General features: G+C 45.0%; 27 protein-coding genes and 4 tRNA genes. 8 read left to right on the top strand and 23 right to left on the bottom strand.

Annotated features, from left to right (window positions below; all coding sequences use genetic code 11):
• A partial coding sequence (locus tag LOR49_RS14260; RefSeq protein WP_240377448.1) for a hypothetical protein occupies window positions 1-319 on the top strand: 319 nt, incomplete at its 5' end.
• A gap of 41 nt (window positions 320-360) precedes the next feature.
• On the opposite strand, the gene LOR49_RS14255 is transcribed toward LOR49_RS14260, so the two are convergent.
• The 5 genes from LOR49_RS14255 to LOR49_RS14235 all read right to left on the bottom strand — a co-directional run bounded on the left by LOR49_RS14255 (window position 361) and on the right by LOR49_RS14235 (window position 1,332).
• Window positions 361-436, bottom strand: a tRNA-Val gene (locus LOR49_RS14255).
• 6 nt (window positions 437-442) lie between these two features.
• Window positions 443-517 (bottom strand) — tRNA-Glu (locus LOR49_RS14250).
• Between the two features lie 40 nt (window positions 518-557).
• Window positions 558-648, bottom strand: a tRNA-Ser gene (locus tag LOR49_RS14245).
• A gap of 3 nt (window positions 649-651) precedes the next feature.
• A tRNA-Asn gene (locus tag LOR49_RS14240) sits at window positions 652-726 on the bottom strand.
• A gap of 156 nt (window positions 727-882) precedes the next feature.
• The gene (locus LOR49_RS14235; protein ID WP_240377446.1) at window positions 883-1,332 is read right to left on the bottom strand and encodes a SprT family protein; all 450 of its coding nucleotides are present in this window, start codon (window positions 1,330-1,332) and stop codon (window positions 883-885) included.
• Between the two features lie 117 nt (window positions 1,333-1,449).
• Between LOR49_RS14235 and cmpA the strand changes: the two genes are divergently transcribed.
• On the top strand, window positions 1,450-1,575 hold the full coding sequence (gene cmpA / locus LOR49_RS14230; protein ID WP_240377445.1) for a cortex morphogenetic protein CmpA: 126 nt from the start codon (window positions 1,450-1,452) through the stop codon (window positions 1,573-1,575).
• A gap of 81 nt (window positions 1,576-1,656) precedes the next feature.
• Here the strand turns inward: cmpA and LOR49_RS14225 are convergent, their stop codons facing one another.
• The 14 genes from LOR49_RS14225 to acpS all read right to left on the bottom strand — a co-directional run bounded on the left by LOR49_RS14225 (window position 1,657) and on the right by acpS (window position 13,914).
• A complete protein-coding gene (locus LOR49_RS14225; protein ID WP_240377454.1) occupies window positions 1,657-3,843 on the bottom strand; it encodes a Tex family protein in 2,187 nt (728 codons plus the stop codon).
• Window positions 3,844-3,958: 115 nt separating this feature from the next.
• Window positions 3,959-4,561: a SpoIIE family protein phosphatase gene (locus LOR49_RS14220; RefSeq protein WP_240377443.1), complete on the bottom strand. Its 603-nt coding sequence runs from the start codon at window positions 4,559-4,561 to the stop codon at window positions 3,959-3,961.
• A complete protein-coding gene (gene sigB / locus LOR49_RS14215) occupies window positions 4,558-5,352 on the bottom strand; it encodes an RNA polymerase sigma factor SigB (RefSeq protein ID WP_240377441.1) in 795 nt (264 codons plus the stop codon). Before sigB ends, LOR49_RS14220 begins: the two co-directional genes overlap by 4 nt.
• Window positions 5,312-5,800, bottom strand: a complete 489-nt coding sequence (rsbW, locus tag LOR49_RS14210; protein ID WP_275899684.1) for an anti-sigma B factor RsbW — start codon at window positions 5,798-5,800, stop codon at window positions 5,312-5,314. Before rsbW ends, sigB begins: the two co-directional genes overlap by 41 nt.
• Entirely contained in the window at window positions 5,800-6,132 is a 333-nt protein-coding gene (locus LOR49_RS14205) for an STAS domain-containing protein (protein WP_240377438.1), read from the bottom strand. Before LOR49_RS14205 ends, rsbW begins: the two co-directional genes overlap by 1 nt.
• 145 nt (window positions 6,133-6,277) lie before the next feature.
• Window positions 6,278-7,270, bottom strand: a complete 993-nt coding sequence (locus tag LOR49_RS14200) for a PP2C family protein-serine/threonine phosphatase (RefSeq protein ID WP_240377453.1) — start codon at window positions 7,268-7,270, stop codon at window positions 6,278-6,280.
• Window positions 7,271-7,304: 34 nt separating this feature from the next.
• Window positions 7,305-7,718, bottom strand: coding sequence for an anti-sigma regulatory factor (locus LOR49_RS14195; protein WP_240377437.1), 414 nt, complete (start codon window positions 7,716-7,718; stop codon window positions 7,305-7,307).
• Window position 7,719: 1 nt separating this feature from the next.
• Entirely contained in the window at window positions 7,720-8,076 is a 357-nt protein-coding gene (locus LOR49_RS14190) for an STAS domain-containing protein (protein WP_275899675.1), read from the bottom strand.
• Window positions 8,077-8,081: 5 nt separating this feature from the next.
• Entirely contained in the window at window positions 8,082-8,939 is an 858-nt protein-coding gene (locus tag LOR49_RS14185; RefSeq protein ID WP_240377435.1) for an STAS domain-containing protein, read from the bottom strand.
• A 222-nt stretch (window positions 8,940-9,161) separates the two neighbouring features.
• Complete coding sequence (locus LOR49_RS14180; protein ID WP_420830482.1) at window positions 9,162-9,452, bottom strand: antitoxin; 291 nt, start codon at window positions 9,450-9,452, stop codon at window positions 9,162-9,164.
• Between the two features lie 75 nt (window positions 9,453-9,527).
• Window positions 9,528-10,661, bottom strand: coding sequence for an alanine racemase (gene alr, locus LOR49_RS14175; RefSeq protein WP_240377433.1), 1,134 nt, complete (start codon window positions 10,659-10,661; stop codon window positions 9,528-9,530).
• Between the two features lie 185 nt (window positions 10,662-10,846).
• Window positions 10,847-11,893, bottom strand: coding sequence for a LolA family protein (locus LOR49_RS14170; RefSeq protein WP_240377431.1), 1,047 nt, complete (start codon window positions 11,891-11,893; stop codon window positions 10,847-10,849).
• A gap of 47 nt (window positions 11,894-11,940) precedes the next feature.
• The gene (locus LOR49_RS14165; protein ID WP_240377430.1) at window positions 11,941-13,479 is read right to left on the bottom strand and encodes an NAD(P)H-hydrate dehydratase; all 1,539 of its coding nucleotides are present in this window, start codon (window positions 13,477-13,479) and stop codon (window positions 11,941-11,943) included.
• A gap of 54 nt (window positions 13,480-13,533) precedes the next feature.
• Entirely contained in the window at window positions 13,534-13,914 is a 381-nt protein-coding gene (acpS, locus tag LOR49_RS14160; RefSeq protein ID WP_240377429.1) for a holo-ACP synthase, read from the bottom strand.
• Window positions 13,915-14,038: 124 nt separating this feature from the next.
• Between acpS and LOR49_RS14155 the strand changes: the two genes are divergently transcribed.
• On the top strand, window positions 14,039-14,809 hold the full coding sequence (locus tag LOR49_RS14155; protein WP_240377427.1) for a rhomboid family intramembrane serine protease: 771 nt from the start codon (window positions 14,039-14,041) through the stop codon (window positions 14,807-14,809).
• Here the strand turns inward: LOR49_RS14155 and LOR49_RS14150 are convergent.
• Together LOR49_RS14150 and LOR49_RS14145 are read right to left on the bottom strand one after the other, a co-directional pair.
• Window positions 14,775-16,103 carry a hypothetical protein gene (locus LOR49_RS14150; RefSeq protein WP_240377425.1) on the bottom strand — a complete coding sequence of 443 codons (1,329 nt, stop codon included), beginning with the start codon at window positions 16,101-16,103 and terminating at the stop codon, window positions 14,775-14,777. The genes LOR49_RS14155 and LOR49_RS14150 overlap by 35 nt on opposite strands.
• On the bottom strand, window positions 16,100-16,639 hold the full coding sequence (locus tag LOR49_RS14145; protein ID WP_240377424.1) for an RNA polymerase sigma factor SigX: 540 nt from the start codon (window positions 16,637-16,639) through the stop codon (window positions 16,100-16,102). Before LOR49_RS14145 ends, LOR49_RS14150 begins: the two co-directional genes overlap by 4 nt.
• Window positions 16,640-17,009: 370 nt before the next feature.
• Here LOR49_RS14145 and LOR49_RS14140 point away from each other — a divergent pair, with 370 nt between their 5' ends.
• The 3 genes from LOR49_RS14140 to LOR49_RS14130 all read left to right on the top strand — a co-directional run bounded on the left by LOR49_RS14140 (window position 17,010) and on the right by LOR49_RS14130 (window position 19,749).
• Window positions 17,010-18,068, top strand: a complete 1,059-nt coding sequence (locus LOR49_RS14140) for an FUSC family protein (RefSeq protein WP_240377423.1) — start codon at window positions 17,010-17,012, stop codon at window positions 18,066-18,068.
• A 133-nt stretch (window positions 18,069-18,201) separates the two neighbouring features.
• Complete coding sequence (locus LOR49_RS14135; protein WP_240377422.1) at window positions 18,202-18,897, top strand: GerMN domain-containing protein; 696 nt, start codon at window positions 18,202-18,204, stop codon at window positions 18,895-18,897.
• Between the two features lie 258 nt (window positions 18,898-19,155).
• Window positions 19,156-19,749 carry a cell wall hydrolase gene (locus tag LOR49_RS14130; RefSeq protein ID WP_240377421.1) on the top strand — a complete coding sequence of 198 codons (594 nt, stop codon included), beginning with the start codon at window positions 19,156-19,158 and terminating at the stop codon, window positions 19,747-19,749.
• A 60-nt stretch (window positions 19,750-19,809) separates the two neighbouring features.
• Here LOR49_RS14130 and wrbA read toward each other — a convergent pair whose 3' ends face one another.
• Window positions 19,810-20,424 carry an NAD(P)H:quinone oxidoreductase gene (gene wrbA / locus LOR49_RS14125; protein WP_240377420.1) on the bottom strand — a complete coding sequence of 205 codons (615 nt, stop codon included), beginning with the start codon at window positions 20,422-20,424 and terminating at the stop codon, window positions 19,810-19,812.
• Window positions 20,425-20,636: 212 nt separating this feature from the next.
• Between wrbA and trhA the strand changes: the two genes are divergently transcribed.
• Window positions 20,637-21,281, top strand: coding sequence for a PAQR family membrane homeostasis protein TrhA (gene trhA, locus LOR49_RS14120; protein WP_240377419.1), 645 nt, complete (start codon window positions 20,637-20,639; stop codon window positions 21,279-21,281).
• Window positions 21,282-21,353: 72 nt separating this feature from the next.
• On the opposite strand, the gene LOR49_RS14115 is transcribed toward trhA, so the two are convergent.
• Window positions 21,354-22,157 (bottom strand): CAP domain-containing protein, encoded by an 804-nt coding sequence (locus LOR49_RS14115; protein WP_240377417.1) that lies wholly within the window; start codon window positions 22,155-22,157, stop codon window positions 21,354-21,356.
• Between the two features lie 749 nt (window positions 22,158-22,906).
• On the opposite strand from LOR49_RS14115, the gene LOR49_RS14110 reads away from it, so the two are divergent.
• The gene (locus LOR49_RS14110; protein WP_240377416.1) at window positions 22,907-23,743 is read left to right on the top strand and encodes an STAS domain-containing protein; all 837 of its coding nucleotides are present in this window, start codon (window positions 22,907-22,909) and stop codon (window positions 23,741-23,743) included.
• Window positions 23,744-23,865 lie beyond the last annotated feature (122 nt).

Below are 23,865 nucleotides of genomic sequence, written 5' to 3'. Positions count from 1 at the left end.
CGTCACGTGCCATAGCACGTTCCTTCTTCAACTCGCTTGTTTCCTCGACCTTCTTGCTTCTTCTTTACAAAAAGTCGATGAAAACATTGTGATTCTCTCTTCGTCATCTGCTCTCGTTTCAGTCGTCACGTGCCATAGCACGTTCCTTCTTCAACTCGCTTGTTTCCTCGACCTTCTTGCTTCTTCTTTACAAAAAGTCGATGAAAACATTGTGAGTCTCTCTTCGTCATCTGCTCTCGTTTCAGTCGTCACGTGCCGTAGCACGTTCCTTCTTCAACTCGTTTGTTCCCTCGACCTTCTTGCTTCTACTATTTTATAGTCTCGGAAGCTAGCGGGAACTTATTCGATCTGTTGATTTTATGGTGGAGGATGACAGGTTCGAACTGCCGACCCCCTGCTTGTAAGGCAGGTGCTCTCCCAGCTGAGCTAATCCTCCAAAACGTGGTGACCCGTAGGGGATTCGAACCCCTGTTACCGCCGTGAAAGGGCGGTGTCTTAACCACTTGACCAACGGGCCGTCCTTAATCTCATGTTCTATGTGTTACCATTTTTAAAGGTGGCGGAGAAGGAGGGATTTGAACCCTCGCGCCGCTTACACGACCTACTCCCTTAGCAGGGGAGCCCCTTCAGCCACTTGGGTACTTCTCCATATGGCTCCACAGGCAGGATTCGAACCTGCGACCGATCGGTTAACAGCCGATAGCTCTACCACTGAGCTACTGTGGAATGTGGTGGTCAGCGACAATTTACAGTGTAACTCAATCGCTTATGTAATGTCAACTACTTTTTTTATCTTTTTCTTTGTTCTCTCGGTGTTTTGTAACGTTGTCCCGAGCGACTTTTACAATATACCATAGGAGAGAAACAAAGATCAAGGCTTTTTTATATTTTTTTTAGGTTGCCGCGGCATTTTCCGCAAACAAATTTCGTTGTATCCATACGCCTGTAGCGTGTATAGCGTGTTTTGCAGGACATGCATTCATAATAATGAACCGTTTTTCGTTTTGATTGGATTTGCGGCAAGGCTTGGCAATAACGACTCCCTCCAACCTTTTCCAGCAACGACTTGAATTCTTGATCTGAATGCTTGTAACCTCTTCCTTCAATATGAAGATGGTAATGGCAAAGCTCATGTTTTAATATCGAAATAAGCTCATCGCGGCCAAACTTCTCGTAATGCTTCGGGTTAATTTCGATATTGTGAGTAGAGAGCATGTATCGTCCACCGGTTGTGCGCAGTCTTTTATTAAAAGCAGCCTGGTGCTGGAACGGCTTACCGAAATATTTCATGGACAGCTCGCGTGTTAATACGGTCAGGTCGTAGTCGTTCATATCCCTCTCCCCCTTTTCTAGTCAATTAAGACAAACCGTGCTGCATATACTAATGGCAGCAGATCACAACATCCAGTATGCCCTTTGCCAATACGATTGTTCAGGAGGTCATATATTATGCCCGGCTGGTTTAGGAGACAACTTGAGAAAGCGTTTAGTGAAAAAAACCGCTATGAAATCCGGGTTTTGAATCAATGTTGGTTTGACTATCAATACAAACAGAAGCAGAAAGACGGCGCTTAACAAATAACTAAAGCGGGGTAGGTCCTTTTTTAACAAGAACCTCCCCGCTAATTCTATCGTTTCTATCTCTCCATCATTATACTATACCTGTGCAGCAGGGGGAAGCATCGTTAAGGAGATACGGCCTTTATCCACATTCACTTCTTCAATCCAGACCGTCACCACTTCTCCAACAGAAACAACTTCCATAGGATGTTTAATAAAGCGGGATGCAAGTTTGGAAATGTGCACGAGCCCATCTTGCTTTACACCAATATCAACAAACGCCCCAAAATCGACGACGTTTCTTACCGTCCCTTGTAGTTCCATTCCTTTTTCGAGGTCCTCCATTTTCATGACCCCTTTTTTCAAAATAGGAAGCGGCAGCTCATCACGCGGATCACGATTCGGCCTTTTTAAGTCTTCGATGATGTCTCGAAGTGTCGGAATACCCGTTCCCCACTCACGAGCCATGCTCTCAACATCGACTTGTTCAAGCTTTTCTTTTATCGTTTCTGTTCCTGCCTCCTTCGCATTTACTCCGATAAACTCTAAAAGCTTCCCGGCTACTTTATAACTTTCCGGATGAATCGCTGTCTGATCAAGGGGTTCTTCTCCGTCTGGCACTCGTAAAAAACCAGCTGCTTGTTCAAACGTTTTCGCGCCGAGCCTCGGGATGCTTTGTAATTCTTTGCGATTCTGAAACCTGCCTTTTTCATCGCGTGCTTTAATAATGTTATTTGCTACTGCTTTAGACAGCCCGGCTACATATTGAAGCAAGCTCGCAGAAGCACTGTTCACATTCACACCGACCTGATTCACAGCTGTCTCAACAACGAATTTCAATGAATCATTCAACTTGGTCTGTGACACATCGTGCTGATACTGGCCGACCCCTACCGATTTAGGGTCAATTTTCACGAGTTCAGCCAACGGATCTTGAAAACGGCGGGCAATCGACACCGCACTTCTTTCCTCTACTTCCAGATCAGGGAACTCTTCCCTCCCGAGTGGTGAAGCCGAGTATACACTGGCGCCCGCTTCATTTACGATTAAATACGATACCCCTTGTCCACGTTCGGCAATAACTTCAGCAACAAACTCTTCTGTTTCCCTGGAAGCAGTACCGTTCCCAATGACAATAACTTCGACACCGTACTTGTCAATCATTCGTTCTACCGTTTCCTTCGATTTCGCCACTTCATTTCGCGGGGGTACTGGATAGATAACCGCGATATCTAATAGCTTCCCGACTTCGTTAATAACTGCAAGTTTGCAACCTGTTCGGTAGGCAGGATCGACCCCTAATACAACCTTTCCTTTCATCGGCGGCTGTAAGAGAAGATTTTTAAGGTTTTCGGAAAAAATATGGATTGCCTGTTCTTCCGCTTTTTCCGATAGTTCATTCCGTAATTCCCTCTCTACTGCTGGCGCAATTAAACGTTTGTACGCATCTTCATATGCTTTCGTTAAATACGGAACTGCTGGGGAGCCAAAACGTTTGATTACGTGTTTCTCCAGGAAAGAAAAAATCAACTCTTCTTTCATTTGAATGGAGATTTTCAACACAGCTTCTTTTTCACCGCGGTTCATCGCCAGGACACGGTGAGAAGGTACAGAGCGAACCGGCTCTTCGTACTCATAATACATTTCGAAAATACCTTGCGCGTCCTCCGCATTTTTCTTTTTAGAAGCCGCGATAAGCCCGTGTTGTGCGGTCAATTGCCTGACTTTTTTTCGCACTTCCGGGTCATCAGCCATTTGTTCGGCAATAATATCAAGCGCGCCTTCAACAGCCTGCTCGCTCGACTCAACATCTTTTTCTTCAGATACGTAGGCGCTCGCCGCTTCCTTTATATCTCCTTCACGCGGTTGTGAAGAAATAAAGTCGGCAAGTTGCTCTAGTCCTTTCTCTTTTGCTATTGTCGCCCGAGTTCGCCGCTTCTTTCGGTACGGACGATACAAATCTTCTACCTCTTGCAGCTTGACTGCCCGGGTTATGGAAGCGGTCAGCTCTTCCGTTAACTTCCCTTGTTCGTCGATGAGACGCAGCACTTCTTGTTTACGAGCGCTTAATTGTTTTCCGTATTCCCATGACTCTTGGACAGCCCGTATTTGTACTTCATCTGCGCCGCCGCTGTTTTCTTTCCGATACCTGGCAATAAAAGGTACAGTGTTTCCCTCATCGAGCATTTGAATAATATTTTTGACAGCAGTTGTATGTAATTGCGTCTCTTTCGTAATCGCATCTATCAATATATCTTCTGTCTTTTCGGTTGCGACTCCCATAAGCAAATCATCTCCTTGTTCTTTCAAGTATGTATCCTGCTCTTTTCATTCTATTTTATCCTTTAAAACCCTTTTTCACTATCCACAAACAAAAAAAGAGCCACAATGGGCTCTCTTACGGCAGAAATCCAGCAATTACTGTGACGTCGTCATTTTGCTGGTGCGCTTTTTTTTCAAAATACTTCACCGTAGCTTCCAACGAAAACAACCGCTTCATCACCTGCTGTTCGGAGTGGGAAAGCCGGATACCGTCCGAATGTAAAACAAAAGAAAAATTATCAGGTAGCGGAAGAATTTCTATTCGATAGTTTATTTTACGTCCGGATAAATACCCCGCACTAGGAAGAGGACGTTGCATGGTATGATCTGAAGTGAAAAAATAAGTAGAAATATTGCCGACATTACCATAAACGAGCTCACGCTTCGCGAGGTCCACTTTCAATACAGTAATAACGACACCTCTTTCACCATGAAGCGCCTGATTGCATGCTTTTAGGATGGCGTCTACCTCTTCTTTTTGATACTCCTCCACAGCTTGCATCGCCTTTTCTGCAGAGCGGTGTGCTCCATCCCCACTTCCGAGACCATCCGCCAATGCACAAAGGAAATAACGGTCTGTTTCGATGATGCGGTAAGCATCACCACAGCAGGCATTCCCTTTTTTCCTTTGTTGAAACGTTGCTACCTCGACACTTAGGTTGGTCGCCTCTTTCATCATAAACACTCCGTCGGCTCTACCCGGATTGAATCACGCAATTTCTGCAACGCACGGCGCTGAAGACGCGAAACATGCATCTGTGAAATGCCGAGTTGATCGCCTGTTTCTTTTTGGCTGAGGTTATCAAAATACGTTAATTGCAGGATCTCGCGCTCTCGTTCAGTCAATACAGCGAAAGCCTTCTCTAATAATAATTGTTGGTCCGTCTTTTCATAACCTTGCTCCGTGGAACCGACGAGATCTAAAAGGGTCACCGCGCTTCCTTCTTGATCGGCTTCAATCGAGCGGTCAACCGAAAGCGCTTGATAGCTTTTACCCATTTCCATCGTCTCCAGGACTTCTTCTTCGCCTACTTCTAAGTAAGCTGCAATCTCTTCTACGCGCGGTGACCGCTGCAACTCATTCGTTAAATCTTCTACCGCTTTTTTTATCCGGGGACCAAGCTCTTTGATACGCCTAGGTACATGGACACTCCACGTTTTGTCACGGATAAACCTTTTAATTTCCCCTACTATCGTTGGCACGGCAAATGACTCAAAGCTTCGGTTAAAGGAGTTGTCAAAGCGGCGCAGTGCTGCCAACAGACCGATCATCCCAACTTGATAAAGATCTTCATCATGATCCTGCCCGCGTGAAAACTTACGCGCAAGTGATTGAACAAGGGAGTCGTAGTGCTGAACCAATTTTGTTTGGATTTCTTCCGAAGGATCTTCTTGAAACTGATATATCCATTGATATACGCTGTCTTCTTCACTGGTTTTGCGCGTTGGCTGCTGAGACTCCATCGTCATGTTGTTCCACCTCATCTCTTTTCAGGAACTTCGTCATCACTATGGCAACACCTGCTCCCCCGTTGATCTCCACGCGGTCCATTAGAGAATCAATGAGAAAAAGTCCAAGCCCCCCTTCTTTAAGCTCTTCGACCGGCTTCGTAGCATCAATTGGCCCCAGTTTTTCCTTAACGTTTTGCAAGTTAAAACTTTGACCATTGTCCGATACGATAATTTCTAATCGATCTTCGTAAATATTGCAAACGACTGCCATTTGACCATTATCTTGGTAAGCATGGTCGACAACATTGGTACAAGCTTCTGCTACCGCTATTTTCATGTCTTCTATATCATCATACGAATAGCCGCTGCGGTTGGCGACACCTGATACGGTGAGTCTGACAACCCCTACATATTCCGCTTTTGCAGGAACCTTCATTTCGATATAATCCAGAGCTTGTCTGTCCATCACTTGGCTTCCTCCCTCTTATCTTCGTCGATGTTCATCACTTCATCCAATCCTGTAATAGAGAACAGCCTTTTAATACGATCATTAAGACCGGTCAACTCGAGCTTACTGTTATGGTTTTTGGCCGATTTAAGAGCACCGATAAAAACCCCCAATCCAGTGCTGTCAATGTAATTCACGTTCGTCAAATCAACAATCACTTTCGTTTCCTGTTCCTCGGTTAAAGGGATAATCTCATCTTTTAGCTGCGGAGCTGTATGAGCATCAATTTCACCACCCACGTACAGCACCTTACGTCCTTTTCCTTCCACAGTGCGCAGTTCTAAATCCATTTCGATACCCCCCTGTTATTTATCAAACACCTCTATAAGACGTCTATCTGTAAACAAAAAAGCGGCCCCTTTATTAGACCGCCAATAGGCTTTTTACATTTACTAATACCTGCTTCGCTTTGTGGATTCCCCGATTTTATAGATGTTAAACCTTTCTTCTTAAAATAATTAACGAAAAATCATCCTTCAGTTGAAAGTGCTGCAGCCTCTCTAATTCGTAAAAGACCTTGTCCACGATTTCCTGAGCGGTCATGTGCTGATACTTCCGAATAAGGCTGATGATTTCCTCTCGCTCAATAAAACCATCTACAGTCCGGCACTCCGTGACACCATCCGACAACAGCACGATAAAATCGCCAGGTTCTACACGTTTGTGATATTCCCTAAACTTTGTTTCTCTTTTGATACCAAGAGCAAGCCCTTTCGCATATAATTCTTCAAATTTATCCTCCGCGTAGTTGTAATAAAAGCCGGGCTCATGCCCCGCACCGGAATAATAAAATTGATGAATGCGCGGATCATAAGAGCCGTACATCATAGTAATGAACATATTAGCGGCGACATTCCGCTCCACTACCCGGTTTAAATTCTCTAGCAAGGCACCTGGCTGGAGACGCTGTTCCGGAAGGCTGTCCATCGCGTACTTAATCATTGACATACAGAGCGCAGCCGGAATACCTTTGCCAATAATATCGGCAATGGCAAGTCCGATACAGTCATTTTCATCTTTAATAAAGTGATAGTAATCACCACTCATTTTCGTAGCGGGCATGCTGATGACTCCAATATCCAGCGACTCTACTTCTGGAATATTTGCAGGTAGCAGAGTCTGCTGCATACTCGCAGCCACATTAATCTCCGCCTCTAGTTCCTTTTGTTTGTCACGTAGGCTCTGGTGCTCCCGATATGCCATCCCAAATCCCATCATCACTTCTATTAATAACTCAAAAGAATCCCGAACCCCTTCAGGCAGCTTCGGAAAAAACTCATCAATCGCTTCAAGATGGAAACTTACGGTTTCCTCTGGAGAAACTTGGTTTTCTAATATTTTTTTACTAAATTGCTGTGCTTGGTACAAGACAACCTCATTCTTATCCTCAATATATTTCTTTAATATTGTTTTGTATTGATTCTGCATGGAACTAAAAGTATCAGCCAACCTTCATCCTCCTTTAACGGAGCCACTTGATTGCTGTAATTTCAGTACCTACTCCGCTTCGTGAATCTATATCGAACTCATCCATTAATCGTTTGACACCCGGCAATCCTGCTCCTAGGCCACCAGACGTCGTATAGCCATCTTCCATCGCATTACGTATATTGTCAATACCTGGACCTTCGTCGCGTGCAGTAATTTTAATCCCGCGTCGAGGTGGTGACACATTTTCATTTTCTAAAAACTCAATGATGATTTCACCGTTATTCGCATATAAGTATATGTTTCTTGCAAGTTCGGAGATGGCTGTCGCGATTCTTGCCTGGTCAACACTGCTGAACCCCGCTTCTTTTGCTAGATTTCTTCCTGCTTGGCGGGCAGAAACAATTCCCCATTCTGTCTGAACTTCAACATTTGATTGGATGCCCATTTTAGTCCTCCAATTCCTGCTGAAGTTTTTCCAGCCCTTGTTCAAGATCAAGTGCAGTCGGCACTTCATGAAGCATAATACCCATGTCTATTAATGTAATAGCAACAGCAGGCTGAATGCCAGTCAAGACTACTTTTGCCCCCATTAAATTAGACATATCTACAACATCGCCGAGCACCTTGGCAATATATGAATCTATCATTTCGACAGAAGTTAGATCAATAACCACACCGAGCGAGCCTTCCTGATGAATTTTGTTCAGCAGATCTTCCTGAAACTGCAAAGCAGTCTGATCATCAAGCTCAACTTGTACGGAGATAAGTAAATATTTATGAAGCTTCAAAATTGGAATTCGCATTGGTTTCATCCTCCGATCACTACACTGCTGGCACTTTCTGTATTACATTTCACTATTTTTCGCTGCGTCATCTGCAGGCCAGCTTCGATCCCTTGTTGGAGCGTGCTTTTCGTTTGTAACTTGCCGAGATCGATCCCGAGATTTACGATCGTCTGCGCAATTTCCGGACGGATGCCAACAAGTATGCATTCAGCACCTACTAAACGAATCGCTTCTGCTGCCTGGATAATGTGGTGCGCTACCATCGTATCGACAACCGGTACCCCGGTGATGTCGATCAACACGACATGCGAGCGGTGCTCAATAATGCCTTCCAGAACATTTTCCATGATTAACTTTGCCCGCTCTGTATCAATGGTCCCGACAAGCGGCATGACACTGATCTTCTCAAATACAGGGATGAGTGGTGCCGACAATTCATTAAGAGCATGTCGCTGCAGCTGGATCGTATTTTCCCAAGATCCCGAATATTCATCCGCGATCTGATTGACAATCCCGTCCACCCATGTTTCTATTTCGTAAAAAGTCTCGAAAATTCTCTTTGAATTGACGCCCTCGCCTGAGGACATCGTCTCTAGAAGCACGCTGCGGAAAGATTGCATTCCCCTTGTAAAGTAACTTAGCGGCCAGCCAGAATAAATTAACCGCTCTACAAACCCCCGCAATTTTCCCTTTGCTTCGCGTTGTTCATACTCCAATGTATCAATAATCATTTCAATAAACTTTCTATTAGTTTCATCGTCCATCTCTTTGGGTACATTATTTCCAACAGTCTCTGTCTGTACTGTATTAATCTCTTCTAGCCAATTATCAATAATGTAGTGGCGCTGGTTATGAATCATTTGTATTATGGACGGCTGCATATACTTATCCTCCGTATAGCTATATATTTTTTGTTAAAGCATTTGACATAGTAACTTTTAATATATAGATGTTTCTATTATTTCATTTCTCTCGTACATGCGCAAATAAAAAAAGTTGCTGCTCACCTATAGCAACAACTTTCCGTTCTTAGTTTTTAACGATGATACAGGCACTCTTCATTCAATTTAGGAAACAAAAAAAGAATAAATCCAAGGAGCCCTTCACACTCCACTGACTAGTCTCGTATCAAGTGAATGTTCCGCTTCTTCTTCAGCAAGAAAAGACTCTGCGGCAATATGAAGATTAATCTGCGCCATTTCTACATACCCTTGCTGCATCGTCTCCCGTTTTGCTTTCTTCTGCCGTTCTTTCAGGTAAAATTCGGTAGCTTGATGAATAAATTCATTCCGGTTTACATTGTCCCTTGCGATCATGCCATCCAATTCATGAAGCAAACACTCCGGAAGGCACACTTTGATCTGTTTCTTGCTCTGGTGAGACAATCCACACACCTCCGTCATACGCCTATACTACTCGTTTCATTTATCCTCATAATAGCATTTCATTATCTGTTTTGCAAAGAGCTTTTATTTGATATATAGACGAGGCACGCGGTGGCTTATCATGCACGGGATTTCGTACGTAATCGTCTGCAGTCGTTCTGCTACTTCCATTACTGTAATCACTTCATCGCCCTGGCTTCCGACAAGTGTAACTTTTGTGCCTACCGGAGCATGGACGGGCAGCCGGATCATCACTTGGTCCATGCAGATTCTGCCGACGATTGGCGCTCGCCTTCCGTTCACCAGCACTTCGCCGTTCTTTGCATGCCAGCGATACCAACCGTCCGCATAGCCAATCGGAATCGTCGCAATCCATTCTTCTGTGTCAGATACGTAAGTGCATCCGTAGCCAATATTCGTTCCAGCCGGCACTTTTTTCACCTGCGCAATTCGGCTGTGCAGGGAAAAAGCTGTCTTTAACGGGAACGGGAATTCATCTTCGACTTCTTTCGACGGAGAGAGTCCATACATGGCGATGCCGAGTCGAATCATGTTAAAGCATTGATCCGGATAACGCAGGCTCGCCGCACTATTTCCGCAATGAATAAAGTCGAATGTATCTATGTGGGTTTTCACTAATTGAATCCGCTCTAAAAAACAAGCATATTGCTGCTGAAAATAGTCCGCTTCTTTTTCATCAGCAGTAGCAAAATGGGTATAAAGACCTTCTGCTTTCAACCTTGAACAGATTTTCAGCGTCTGCATGAAATCGTGAATCTCTGCATCTTCAACCAGTCCGAAGCGCCCCATTCCCGTATCTAGTTTAATATGAATGGAAAGGGTCGTTCCCACTTCTAAATGGCTCTCTGCTTCAAGTAACCATTCTTTTTGAAAAGCGGTAAGACGAATATGGCGCTTCGCCGCAATCGCCGCATCTTCTGGACGCGTTCTTCCCAAAACAAGAATTGGCGCCGCAATCCCGGCATCGCGCAACTCGAGTGCTTCATCAAACAGCGCAACACCGATAAACTCCGCTCCTGCAGCGAGCGCTGCCTTAGCCGTTTCCACGGCCCCGTGTCCATACCCGTCTGCTTTCACCATCGCCATCACGTGGATATCTTGGTCAAACTGTTTTTTTGTTTCCCGAACATTATACTGAATATAATCAAGGCGGATTTCCGCCCATGTTTCTCTCGTTGAGGCTGTTTTATAGGCCATGCTATCTTCTCCTATGCTGTCGCTTCCATCTAGCAGATTATATCATGATTATTCGTGTGATAGGGAGGAAATGTCAACAAGGTCATCTGTATGAAAAAAACTAGATATATCGAAACAGGACCAGCAGCCGCAATCAAAAAAAACACCTCAAAAGCAGGGGCTGTCTTTTGAGGTATGCGCTATTTTTACTTAATGTCCTCGGTAGCGTAGTCCATCGAGCGGGCAATCGCCGCCATCTCTGCTTTTGTTAAGTCATTAGAAGCGAGGAAGTATTCGACACCATTGTAACTCCATGTCAAGGAATCATCTGTCAGTGCACCAACGGCAAACCCAAGATCAACTGGTTCACCCTCACCTACTTCTACTTTGGCGGAAGCCGGTCTGACTCGTTCCGCCTGCTCTACAATAGTAAAAGACTGATCACCAACGTAAGATAACACGACTTTTTTCCCGTTTTTAGTGGTTGTTTCTTCCGTATCGACTAAAGAAGATCCCTGCGGTTCAAAAGTTGGATAGACGACCTCAAAGGATACGTCTCCTTCCTGCTCATCTTCGCCAGCTTCAGAGGCAGCGGTCGGAACATCTAAATTAGCGGCTGACATATTTTTCTCTGTATCAAAATCATTGTCGTCAAACGTGATATCCTCTTTAAATTCAGTGAATGTAACAGAGACCAGTAATTTAAAATCAGCATCATAGATTTTTACTGTTTTTGGGGCAAGCGTTTTTGCGTCCAGGACAATTTCCTGATGGTTTAAATTTTTGTTCTGGTAATTCGTTTTTGTCTCGAAGACGTAAGAGCCTTCGTTAACAGCAAATGTCCGTTCAGCGTCCATTAAGATATCGGATAGGAGAGACTCATAGAGATATACTTGGCTATTGTTATTCGGCCAATCGCTTTGGAAACGGAAGCTTTTATTCAGGGCTGGCGTCAATACAAAAACACCGTCATCATTTCGAATAATCATTTGGTTTTGTTCTTTATTCTCGTTCTTTAAATCAACTTTATAGTATTTATTCTTTTCGTTTTGCATGTGCCATACTTCCACGTCATATGAGCGAGGTTCTTCACCGGTTTCGAGGGTCATCGTTGCCTTCCCTTTGTATCCTTCCATGTCTTGAAGCTTTTTATCAAGCTCTCGGACGACCTCTTCCTGGGATTTCTCTCCGCACGCTGCCAACACTCCAGCCGTCATGAACAGCACGATACTAAAAAGCAATAATTTGCGCACGTTATCATTTCTCCTTTGTCCGCAAGATAACGACAAAGGAGGGAACCTTAATCTGACAAGATAATGGAACGAAATGCAAGTGGTAAAAGGTGAATGAAATCAGAGGCTGCAAGCGGGTGGGATGCAGCTGTCCGCTCAACCGCTATTTCGGCCGTCAACCCGTGAAGATACACAGCATTACTCAAGGAAGCGGCAATGTCTTCTCCTTGAAGAAAGATCCCGAGTGCGATCCCGGTTAACACATCTCCGGTCCCGCCCCTTGCAAGCGCCTCATTGCCCGTCGTGTTGATAAACTGCATCCCTTCTGGGGTCGTTACAATTGTATTCGGCCCTTTTAAAACAAGATAACAGCCATATTCTTCGGCAAACTGTCTCGAAAGGGAAAAACGGTTCTGGTTTACTTTTTGAACCGAAAGCCCCGCGAGTCTTGCCATTTCTCCCGGATGCGGGGTTAACAGAAGCGGTGCATGGCGTTCTTTCATTTCCGACTCTAATTCCGGCAAATAGTAAAGCGCGTCCGCATCGAGCAAGAGGGGAACTTGTACCTCCTTGAGCAATCGACGGATGAGAGTCTTCACTTCTTCTGTTCTTCCTAACCCCGGCCCGGCTGCAACACCGTCAAAGGCTTCCAGTTGAAAATCCGTCCTGCTTATTTCATGCCCGAGAATGCCTTCTTGATCAGGAAGCGGAAGAAACATCGTTTCCGGCACACGTGCTGCGATCATCGGCACGACCGAGTCTGGAGCCGCCGTCGTCAAAAGCCCACAGCCACTGTACAAACAAGCTGAGGCGGAAAGCGATACAGCACCGGGCATGGTGGATGAACCTCCAATAAGCAGGCCTTTTCCGTGATCCCCTTTATGAGATGCTGCTGCGCGCTTCGGGAGTGTGCTTCTGGCTTCTACATCGGTCCACAGTCTCCGCTTTACCGGCACGTGTTGCCGGGCTTTTTGTGGAAGCCCGATATCAACGACGGTAAGACGGCCGTAATGTTCCTTCGCCGGATACAAATAGGCACTGCACTTCGGTGATTGAATAGCAATCGTTACATCCGCATTCACCGTTACCGACGGCACTTCTTCTTCACCAGCAGGCACCCCGCTTGGAATGTCAATAGCAACAACATCCCCTGCTGAGCTGTTTACTACCTCGGCTGCCTTCCTGTAAGGCGGGCGAAGCTCTCCAGTAATCCCGGTTCCGAGCATGGCATCGATAAAAAGGTCATACGCACCGTTTTGAAATAGCTCCCCGTCCGAAAAACAGTTCCACTCATAACCACACGCCTCGTACAAATGAAAGTGATAGCGGGCTGCTCCTTGTACCTTTTCTTCTTCTTCCAGCAGCCACACATGTACATCCATTCCCTTTTCCAGCAAGGTACGTGCAATTACAAATCCGTCACCGCCATTACTGCCTTTGCCAGCCAGTACAGCTATCTTCCTTTCAGAAAGCGCCGGGTACAGCTTCTCGAGCTCGTGAGCAGCAGCGCGGCCGGCATTCTCCATTAACACCTCTTCATTCATCCCTAAGACGTCCATCGTATAGCGGTCCATTTCTCGCATTTCTTCACCGGTAACCACTTGCATGACAGGCCCCTCCTAACCGCAATATATTTCTATGAGACAAACCTTCCAGATATGTTAGAAATCACTAGCACTGAGCTCGACTTTTTCTAAAATCACTTGAGCTGCCGCATATTCTTTAGAGTGTGTAATAGAAACGTGTGCCCGCATCCCAGCAGCATCCGGGAAAGTAAGACACGGTTTTCCTGCCGAATTATTTGAAATGTTTATATCTTGAAAACCATATGTACCTGAAATTCCGGTACCAGCCGCCTTCACAAATGCTTCTTTTGCCGCAAACCGGCCAGCCGCAAACTCCACCTTTCTTCTTCCTGAATAAGCGCGAAGACGTTCGCGCTCCTCATCTGTGAGAATTCGTTTTTCAAAACGGTCACTTTTCAGAAGCAGTCGTTCAATCCGCGCCAGTTCAATAATGTCGAGTCCAACACCGTAAATCATCCTTGATTACCCCTATCTCTTAGCAGTTGGCATTAGCCTTCTACTTTTCTCATATGCTACTATGAAGAAAACCATCGCAATCTATGCTTTCGAAGTGAGCAAGCATCCCTTGAGGAGATGAATCATGTTTATACGAAATGAAACGTTTTATTCTTTCAGAAAAAATTATCCGATCATCACCACGCTCGTGTTCATCCATCTTGTTCTTTTTCTATGGATCAATTTATCAAGGTGGAGCGGAGGGCTCGTTCCCTTCGGCAGCTTCCTTCTCGAAGCAGGTATTGGCAATAACAACGCAGTGGCGCATGGTCAGTATTGGCGGCTTCTTACACCGATTTTCCTGCACATCGGTGCTGCGCATGTTCTTTTCAACTCTTTTTCATTAATTTTGTTTGGGCCGGCCCTTGAAAGAATGCTCGGCAAAGTGAAATTTATCATCATATATGCCGGTACAGGTGTACTTGCTAACATCGCCACCTTTTTACTGACAGGGCCTTACTATACGCACTTAGGTGCTTCTGGTGCTATTTTCGGATTGTTTGGCGTCTATTTGTATATGATTGTTTTTCGAAAAGATTTAATCGATGCTGCGAATGCCCAGATCATTACTGTCATTCTTATTTTAGGAGTAGTGATGACATTTTTAAACCCGGGGATTAACATTTCTGCTCACATCTTCGGCCTTATTTCAGGCGCTCTCCTCGCACCTTTGTTTGTAAAAAACGCTGTCCCGTTCCATATTACTGCTCCGGCAAGAGACAGGGGTGTTTCCTTTGACCCGAACCGCTGGAAAAAACGGCGTTATCTGTCTTCACAACGGGTCCTTCGCTTAATCGGCTGGGCATTTCTTTTACTCGTTATTATCGGTATTCTCTCCCGCCTCCTGCCATTCTGACAGGAGGCATTTTATTGGGGGCAAGCGGCACTGAAATCGACTTCCCCGCCTCATATCCGTCTATTTTTTCAATCTTGCCTCCGGAAAATTCCACTTGTTCAATCCCAAAATCGGCTGCCGCCAACAGAATGGCTTCTACCATAATGTTGCCGTTCCAGGATTCTGGCAGACGACTGTCGTTCGAAAACACGACCTGTGCCTCAGAACCATTCCGCTCCGCCCTCTCCACATGAACTGTTTCCGGAATGGGCGGTTCTACTTCCTCTGATCTCACTGCCGTCATCTGCTTGAGTGTCTTGCTAAACGAATAGAGAGCACCACTTTCATCTCGTACCGGAAGCGCGGCCGCATTGCTGCTTACAAGGAAAGATATTCCTGCGGGGCTTGTGTATACGTAATAGCCGCGGTTCTCCCGTTTGATTTCATAGTGGTCCAGTAACCCATAGTCACCAAGGGCCCCAGTTTCGCCGTCATATCGGACCGATACATTCTTTTCATTTATAAAAGGTATACTCTCTTCCAAACTGCGGATAATCAGATCACCGTTTTCTTCAGATGACAGCTCTTTAACGTTGGTGGCCGGCGTCTCAGCGTTACCTACCTCCTCCAAGTGAATGTCCTGCAGCGGGGAAGTCTCAAGCCCTGCTTCTTTTCCGGAATACTCTTCTATCAGAGAGGAGTATGTTTCAAACAAGTCCTCCTGTCCACTAACGAGAAACGTCACCGGTACGATAATAGATGAATCCTTTGCAAGCAGCGGTATTGTAACCGGCTTTTGATCGTCTGCTACGTCAGCTGTTGATACTGCCGGAGCATATACAGAAGCGGGTAAGCTGTTACTGCTCACTGCACGCGATTCTTCTCTTGCTTTCTCTGTCGTTTCCTTCTGCGACCCGCCTGTTACCAGACCCTCTTCTTTCTGATTGCAATCTGTTGCTTTCTGATTATCCTCCCCTGCTTCACGTTCCTTCTGATCAGGGACTGTTTTTGCCGCGTCTTCGCTGTGCTCTTCCCTTTGGATCCTTGCGTCTCCCCTCACTTCAGCACTTTTTGGCACATCACCGGCCGATTCATTCGTTCCGCTCATCAAGGGAGGCAGGAACACCAGCAGGAGTAGGATGGCAGCTGCACCTAAAAAAGCAGGATATGCCCGTTTCTGTCTCCGCCTCGTCTTTTCCACAGCAATTCCATCAATATTGCGAAAAATTTCTTCCTTGGTCCGCTCATCCTTAATCAATGGCATCTGTCCGAGCATCTTCTCTACCTTGTCATTTTCGAAATCTCTGTGCTTCATCCGTTCACCCTCCTCTCGCTGTCTTCTCCGTTCTCCCGCATAAGATCGCGAAGCTTTTTTAGGGCACGGTGCTGGGTCGTTTTCACTTTGCTTTCCGACCATCCTAATGTAGAAGCGGTCTCTTTCACCGTCAGCGACTCCATGTAGCGAAGGATTAACACGTGACGCTGATCCGGTGTACAGTCTTCCATCGCTCTATACACTTCCCTAATATCATCTCTTGCCGAAATAATTTCATCTGGAAGTGGAGCCGGATCTTCTACCTCTTCTTGCGATAGCGGCCCGAGTAAGCCGAACCATTTTCTTTTTTTTCGATTTTGCATTCTAACCCAATCAATAGCTGTGTGCCGTGCGACAGAATAGAGCCATGTCTTCTCACTGCTGTCACCTTTAAAAGAAGAATGAGATTGTAAAACCTTTATGTATACGTCTTGCACTAACTCTTCTGCCGCTTCTTTATCACGGACCATATAGAAGATATATCGAAAAAGAGAGTGGTGATACGTCTCATATAACCTTGTGAATTCATCTTTCACGAAGAACACTCCCTATCTATAAGTCGTCGCTTCCCCCCGCTGCGTTACAAATACCTAAAAAGAAAAGCTCCTGTGTCCGTAGACCATGAGCTTTTCAGAACTTATACGAAAATCGCAAACACCCAGTACAAGATGCCGTATAATGCTACCAGCGTAATAACAAATGCAAGTAAAGCTTTGTTTGACATTTTTTTCATGTAATCACCTGCCACCTAATTCATTGGTGATTATATCATGTTTACGCACCGAAAAAGAATGGAAAGTTTGATGAGTTTTATAATTACCTGTGTCCGTTCGGTTAATATTTGGAAAATATGGTAGAATGGAGGAAGTACGGGTTATTACGTTCGGAACTAGGCAGGTTTTTCACATGGATACGAAAAAAAAATGGAAAGTACGTGTTGTTGGTGGCCGTATTTTAAAGACAGGCATCGCAGTCTTTCTGACAGCGCTCATCTGCCGGTTATTCGGAATGCTGGAAGCCTTTGCGGTCATTACAGCGATTGTGACGCTAGAACCAACGGCTGCGGCATCCATTCGCAAAGGTGTACAGCGGCTGCCGGCATCTATTATCGGAGCAGCTCTCGCAATGGGGTTCACGTACTTCTTCGACATCAGCCCACTTACTTACACGCTTTCGGCTTTGTCAACCATTTATATTTGTACGAGACTAAAATTGACGGACGGCACACTAGTTGCAACCTTGACGGCAGTAGCAATGATTCCCGTTTCCGAAGGTCATCTTTTCTATTCGTTTCTCGAACGAGTTGGGACGACGACAATCGGGCTGTCTGTTTCAACGCTTGTGAATTTTATTATTTTGCCGCCGCACTTTTCCCATTTAATCGCCGCGCGCAACGAACGCCTCTTTAAAGAAGTGGCTGAAGTTTTTCGCATACGAATGCAAGCTTTTCTTTATGAAGATGCGGATATCAAAACGGGTGAACAACAGTACAAGAAGCTGGAAAAAGAGATGGAACGTTCGATTCAGTTATCGTACTACCAGAAAGACGAACTGCGCTACCACCGCCGCAGTTCCAAAGAAAAACGCTTTTTCACTTTTGAACAACGCCAACTTCACATTCTTGAGCGGATTATCTACCACCTTCATCAACTGTTTACCATGAAACCAAATGCGGATACTTTCACACCAAGAGAAGAAGGTTTAGTCAAAGAAGCCGTACAATCGATCGCCTTCATTCTTGCAGACCCGGATCACCGTATCCCGGAAGAACACTGGGACGTAATTGAAAAAATCGACGACCAATTTTGGCAGAAGCGCGAGAGTGCATCTCACCCAGCTGCCATCAGTCATCACCACCGTTTTTCTGATGATGTCATCCTTTTGTTTACGATTTTGTACATAAACGATGAATTGGAGGAGTTAGAACACCTGCATCTTCACGAAACGGACAACCAGGAAAAATAACCTAGTTAAGGTACAGGAGAAAAGCCTTTTGACTTCTTTTCCTGTTTTTTCTACACTTTCTGTAACTGTTTCTTATCGTAGCACGTCTAAGAAATAGCAAGGAACCAGCATCATAGAAAAGTGAGGGGATACAATGAAGCATGTATATGGATTAATTGCGTTGATGCTCAGCATCGGGTTATTAACAGCCTGCGGACAAGGCGGGGATAATACGGAAGACGCCAGCAATGCTGCAGCTGGGAATGAAACAAACAACGAACAAGCAGTCGAGGAAGAAGAAGCGGAACCGGCTGAGGACAACACTGCTGAGGAAGATGCTGCTACAGAAGAGGAATCATCCAGTGAAGAAACTTCCTCTGACGCCGAAATGAGTGAAGAAGCTGCATCTGATGATCAAGAAGGAGAGGTGAGCGAAACAGTCACACTCTACTTCCCGGACGACCAGCTGCTGGAGACGTATAAAGAGGAACAGGAAGTAACAGTTGCAAGTGAAGAGGAACTTCCAAAGGCAGCTCTAGAAGCCTGGGTTGCCGGGCCGAAACATGATAAATTAGTAACCTTCTTCCCCGAACCAATTGAAGTACAATCCGTTGAAGGGGAGGATGACACCGCAGTCGTTTCCTTTTCCAAGGAACTTCTAGACACCAACCTCGGCTCTACCGGCGAATTGTTCATGACCGAACAAATTGCGCTGATTATGCAACAGTTCGGCTATGAGCAAACAAGAATTCTCGTTGATGGCGAAGAGCAGTCCACTTTATTCGGCCACATGGATGCCGACGAACCATTCCCTGCAAACGATCCAAGTGAATATGAAACAGTCGAATAAAGGGTGACAATAGAAAACGGACAGTGAGCGTCTATCACTGTCCGTTTTTTTTTGGAAGTATCTATAAAAAAAGGTTAACTTTCGGAAATATTACAACACGTCATATTCGTCATCTAATTTTAAAAAATGCGGTATAGTACCTATCCGTCCATGCTTTTATACGCCTCTTTTCGCGGTGGTATTGTTTTCCTAGAGAAATAGCCATCGGTAGTTGCTATTCTTACGGTAGCTATTTTGCAAAAACAATTCCAGGAGGTTATGAACTTGTTTAAAAAGTGGAAAGTGATAGGTTTACTATGCGTCAGTCTCTTTACTATACATTCGGCAGCCGAGGCTGCTACCCTTCATACAGCAAAGAGCGGAGATTCTCTTTGGTCAATCGGTATGGATTACGGTGTTTCCGTCCTTGAGCTGAAGAAAGCAAATGGAAAAAGCTCTGCAAACGTCAACCCAGGAGAGAAAATAAAGGTTCCAGGGGGTATTACAGCAGAGGAAGAAGAACTACTTGCCCGCCTCGTAAGTGCCGAAGCAAAAGGAGAACCATACGCAGGAAAAGTTGCCGTTGCTACAGTTGTCTTGAACCGCGTGCCAAGTCCTGATTTTCCTAATACGATCAAAGGCGTTATTTACGAAGTGTCTCCAACCGGATATCCTTCTTTCAGTCCGGTTGGAAATGGCACTATTAACAAGCCGGCAGACGCAGAATCAAAAAGGGCGGTAAAAGAAGCACTTACTTTTGAAGGCCAAGGATACGGATCACTCTTTTTCTACAATCCAGATAAAGCAACCAATCATTGGATCGCAACAAGAGAAACTACTACAGTCATTGGCAACCACGTTTTTGCCAGATAATTAGACACCGAATCCCAGCAGCGCGAGGCGTTTCATGCCTCCGCTGTTTTTTTGTTTCATTTACTTCAGCTTTTCTGCCACGTTCGCTACTCGGGTCCCTAGACGCTCGGCCATGAGGAGTTCCCGGTCATCTGGCTGTGCAGAGCCATCTGGACCAGCGACTGTAGATGCTGCGTACGGAGAACCGCCAATCCCGTCTTTTGTTATTTGTTCAGGGTTGTCCCCATATGGAAGCCCAACATAAATAAATCCGAAATGAAGCAGCGGCACAATAGTCGTGATCGCGGTCGTTTCTTGGCCGCCGTGAATCGTATTACTACTAGTAAACACCGATGCAGCTTTCCCTTCAAGCTCTCCGTTCGCCCAAAGTGATCCAGCTGAATCAAAAAACTGTTTCACTTGCGCCGGCATATTGCCGTAGCGAGTCGGAACACCCCAGACGACACCATCTGCCCATGTTAAATCTTCATGGGTCGCAATTGGAATATCTTTTTGTGCTTCTTGTGCCTTCACATACGTATCTCGTTCCGACAGTGCTTTACGTACTTCTTCAAACTCGGCAATTTTTGCTATTTTCACTTCTGCTCCTGCTTTTTCTGCACCCTTCTTTACTGCCTTAGCCATTTGAAAAATGTGGCCATACGTACTATAATAAGGAATTAAAATCTTTGCCATTACTCCACACCTCTTATTCATTGTTTTTTCAGTAATTCACTTTTCCGATGGTAATTGTCCTGCTCAATTTTTTCAACAAATATGTTTTGTGTAGCTTATTCTGTTTATTTTATCCATCTGCGGTTCGATTAAACAGACAGTGCTCCTTGTTTTTACACATCCGAGGAAATATAGTTAAAATGAGCATCAAAATATTGAAAAGGAGATGTTTTATGGCCGCCGTACACACGTTTTCACGAAAAGAGGAAATAGCAAATGCCGCCACGCATGCGGTTGGCATTGTCCTTAGTGTTGCTGCGCTTTCCCTAATGATTGTTTTTGCCAGCCTTTATGCGAGTCCCCTGCATATTGTCAGTATGTCGATTTATGGGGGGACGATGCTGCTTTTGTATATTTCCTCTACACTGCTCCACACTTTAAAGGCAGGAAAAGCGAAAGACCTCTTTGAAATATTTGACCATGCCTCGATCTATTTGTTTATTGCCGGTTCATATACGCCTATTCTATTCCACGTCTTAGATGGCTCGTTAACCTGGTCCTTACTCGGTGTCGTTTGGGGGCTGGCCGTAACCGGCATTGTCTTTAAAGCTTTTTTTGTTAAAAAGTTCCGGTTCTTGTCTACCGTTTTTTACCTGTTAATGGGCTGGGTGATCGTCTTTGCTTGGCAGCCTCTCACGGAAGGACTGCCGGCGGGGGGTCTCGCTTTTCTCATCGGCGGCGGACTCTTGTACAGTGTCGGGACGATCTTTTATATGTGGCGGCACTTCCCTTATCATCACGCAGTCTGGCACCTTTTTGTCCTCGGTGGCACCATCTTGCATTTCTTTTTAGTGTTCCTTTATATTTTGCCACTGTAGTTTGATCAAACGGATCCCCCAAAAAAACAGCAGCACCGAGACCTGCTCTCGTTGCTGCTGTATTGCTTGTATTTATTTCGTAACAAACATCTGCGTCCAGTAATGGCCATAGTTTCCGCCTTCTACATGACCGACTCCGATATGGGTGAAGTCTTTGTTTAAGATATTCGCGCGGTGTCCTTCAGAGTTCATCCAGCCTTCCACTACTTGTTCAGGTGTTCTTTGACCGGCTGCAATATTTTCTCCCGCACCACGGAAGTCAATTCCGTATGTTTCCATCATATCAAACGGGCTTCCGTAATTTGGACTATTGTGATCAAAGTAACCGTTATCACGCATATCTTTTGATTTGTCACGTGCGACATCAGAGAGCTCGCTGTAGGCTTTCAGTGGAGCCAAACCTTGTTTTGCTCTTTCTTCATTTGTTAATCGAATGACTTCTTGTTCAAATTGACTTTCGGTTGCTGTTTCTTGTTCGTTTACTGGTTCTTTCTCGGTAACCGTTTCTTCTTGAGCTGATTCTTGTTCAGGGGCCGCCTTTTGCTCCGCTTCCGGCTGAGCTGTTTCTTGGCTGTCTGTATTCTCCTGTTGCGAAGCTTCCGGTGCTGGAACTGCTTCCTCTTTCGATACGTTATCTTGCTTTGCGGATTCTTGCTCATTTTGTGCTTTTTCAGGGAGAGTCAACTTTTCTCCTATGAATATCCAATCCAGGTCTTGGATTTGCGGATTTGCTTGCATGAGTTCATAGATAGATAGATGAAAGTTGCTGGCTACCTCTCCGAAAGAATCTCCTTTTTGGACCGTATAACATTCCTGTGCATTTACCGCTACAGGGAAAGCAAGTAGTACAGCAAGTGCTAAAATAATTTTTTTCATTTTCTCCACCTCCGCAATCATTATGCCATATAAATTAAGCTATGAAAGGGAGGGGGGATTTATTGCCAAATTGTGAATAAATTTTCTTTCAGTCCATCGTCCTGTTATGCTTCTATGTCATCGCAACGATTTAACAACAGACTGGGAAGTAAGAGCAAGATCGTGAAAAAAGAACTAGTTACTAGAGCTAGGCAATCGGTCTATATACACGAGTTTTAACATAAAAATGTAATCATCCTGAAACACATTTCCCACATAGTCGAAAACCCTTGTGCTATAACGAATAGCAGCCCAAGCCTTTCTCCAAGGCCTGTGCTTCTTTATGTCATTATTCTTCCATGTCACCCATTCCGTCAGCATCATCTTCAATTGCCGGTCCATCATTCAGCGCCGGATCTTCTTCCACATCCCCACAAGCCACGACCATCCCTGTTGCAATGACTCCCGTTAGTAAAGAGTACAGCGAATTTCGTACTCATTCCTAACCCTCCTTGTCATGGCAGACATGAACAGCCTATTGTTCATCTTCTTACTTACCTTCCATTTAGCAGCGCTTACTTTTTTCAAGAGACAAATTGGGTGTTTTTTACAATTTTGAATAATGTTGTTGTATCTGCCGAGGATGTTTTAGATTCCTAAGACATTATATTTTTAAAAAAAGGTTTAGTTGTGGTACAAATAGGGTATAGGATTTAAGTTGTGAGTCCGGTCCAATTGATCCATCATTATTCGGAGAAAGGATTGAAACAATGAAAGACCGAGTTCGTGTTTTGAAGACAATCGGGGAAGAGATTATCAAAAATAGTGAACATTTAAACAACCAAATCACTAAAAACTCACAGAATCGGAATGCGCGTTTTCTTTCAGATGATAACCCAGGCCTTGGAGAATCTTTTTTTAAGAGGCTTGGGGAAGATCTTATCGGAAGCACCAGTGACGACATACAATCTTCTTCCTTGATAAAGCAATGGGGAAAACAGGCAGCGGACTATTGCTTGGAACATAATATCGACCTATCCACTGCGCTGAAAATCCTGCCTGATTTCCGCGCAGTGATCACACATACTATTGAAAAGCAGTGCCTAGCCGCTCAATTATCTCTCCACGATTCGTTTATCATATATGGCAAATTTGAGAGTTTTCTTGACCACACGGCACAGATGTTTAGCCATGCCTTCTTGAATAAGCATATTGCCGACCTTGACCTTGCCAAGAAACAAATGCAGGAAATATCTGTTCCTGTCGTGCCAATTCAATCTGGAACAGCTGTACTGCCCCTTATTGGTGACATGGATGATGAGCGATCGGAGTTTCTTCAGCAACGGACACTCGAACGAGCCACTGAGTTGGATCTCACCTCTATTATTATCGACCTGTCTGGTATTAATACGATTAACACGTGGTTCGCCCAGCATCTCATACAATTAATTGACGCGTTGAAACTATTAGGCATTGAGCCGAGTATATCCGGCATGCGTCCGGAGCTTTCCCAAACTATCGTTCATTTAGGGATAACTTTCCAAAGCATCCCAAAGTACTTAACATTAGAGCAAGCACTTCAGCAACACCCTTCCTATAGCACATGATCTTTCGTAATGCCAGCACCGCCCTTTTCGAGGGCACCTGCTGGCTTTTTCCTTCCTGTTCACCGGCCCGCGATAGACACATAAACCTTCTGTCATTTTCACTTCCTATTGTGATCACTGGT

The organism is Bacillus piscicola (assembly GCF_022458745.1).
GTDB classification, from domain to species: Bacteria; Bacillota; Bacilli; order Bacillales; family Marinococcaceae; genus Alteribacillus_A; species Alteribacillus_A piscicola.
The sequence above is the reverse complement of the archived record's forward strand: the minus strand, read 5'-3'. Positions and strand labels throughout refer to the sequence as shown.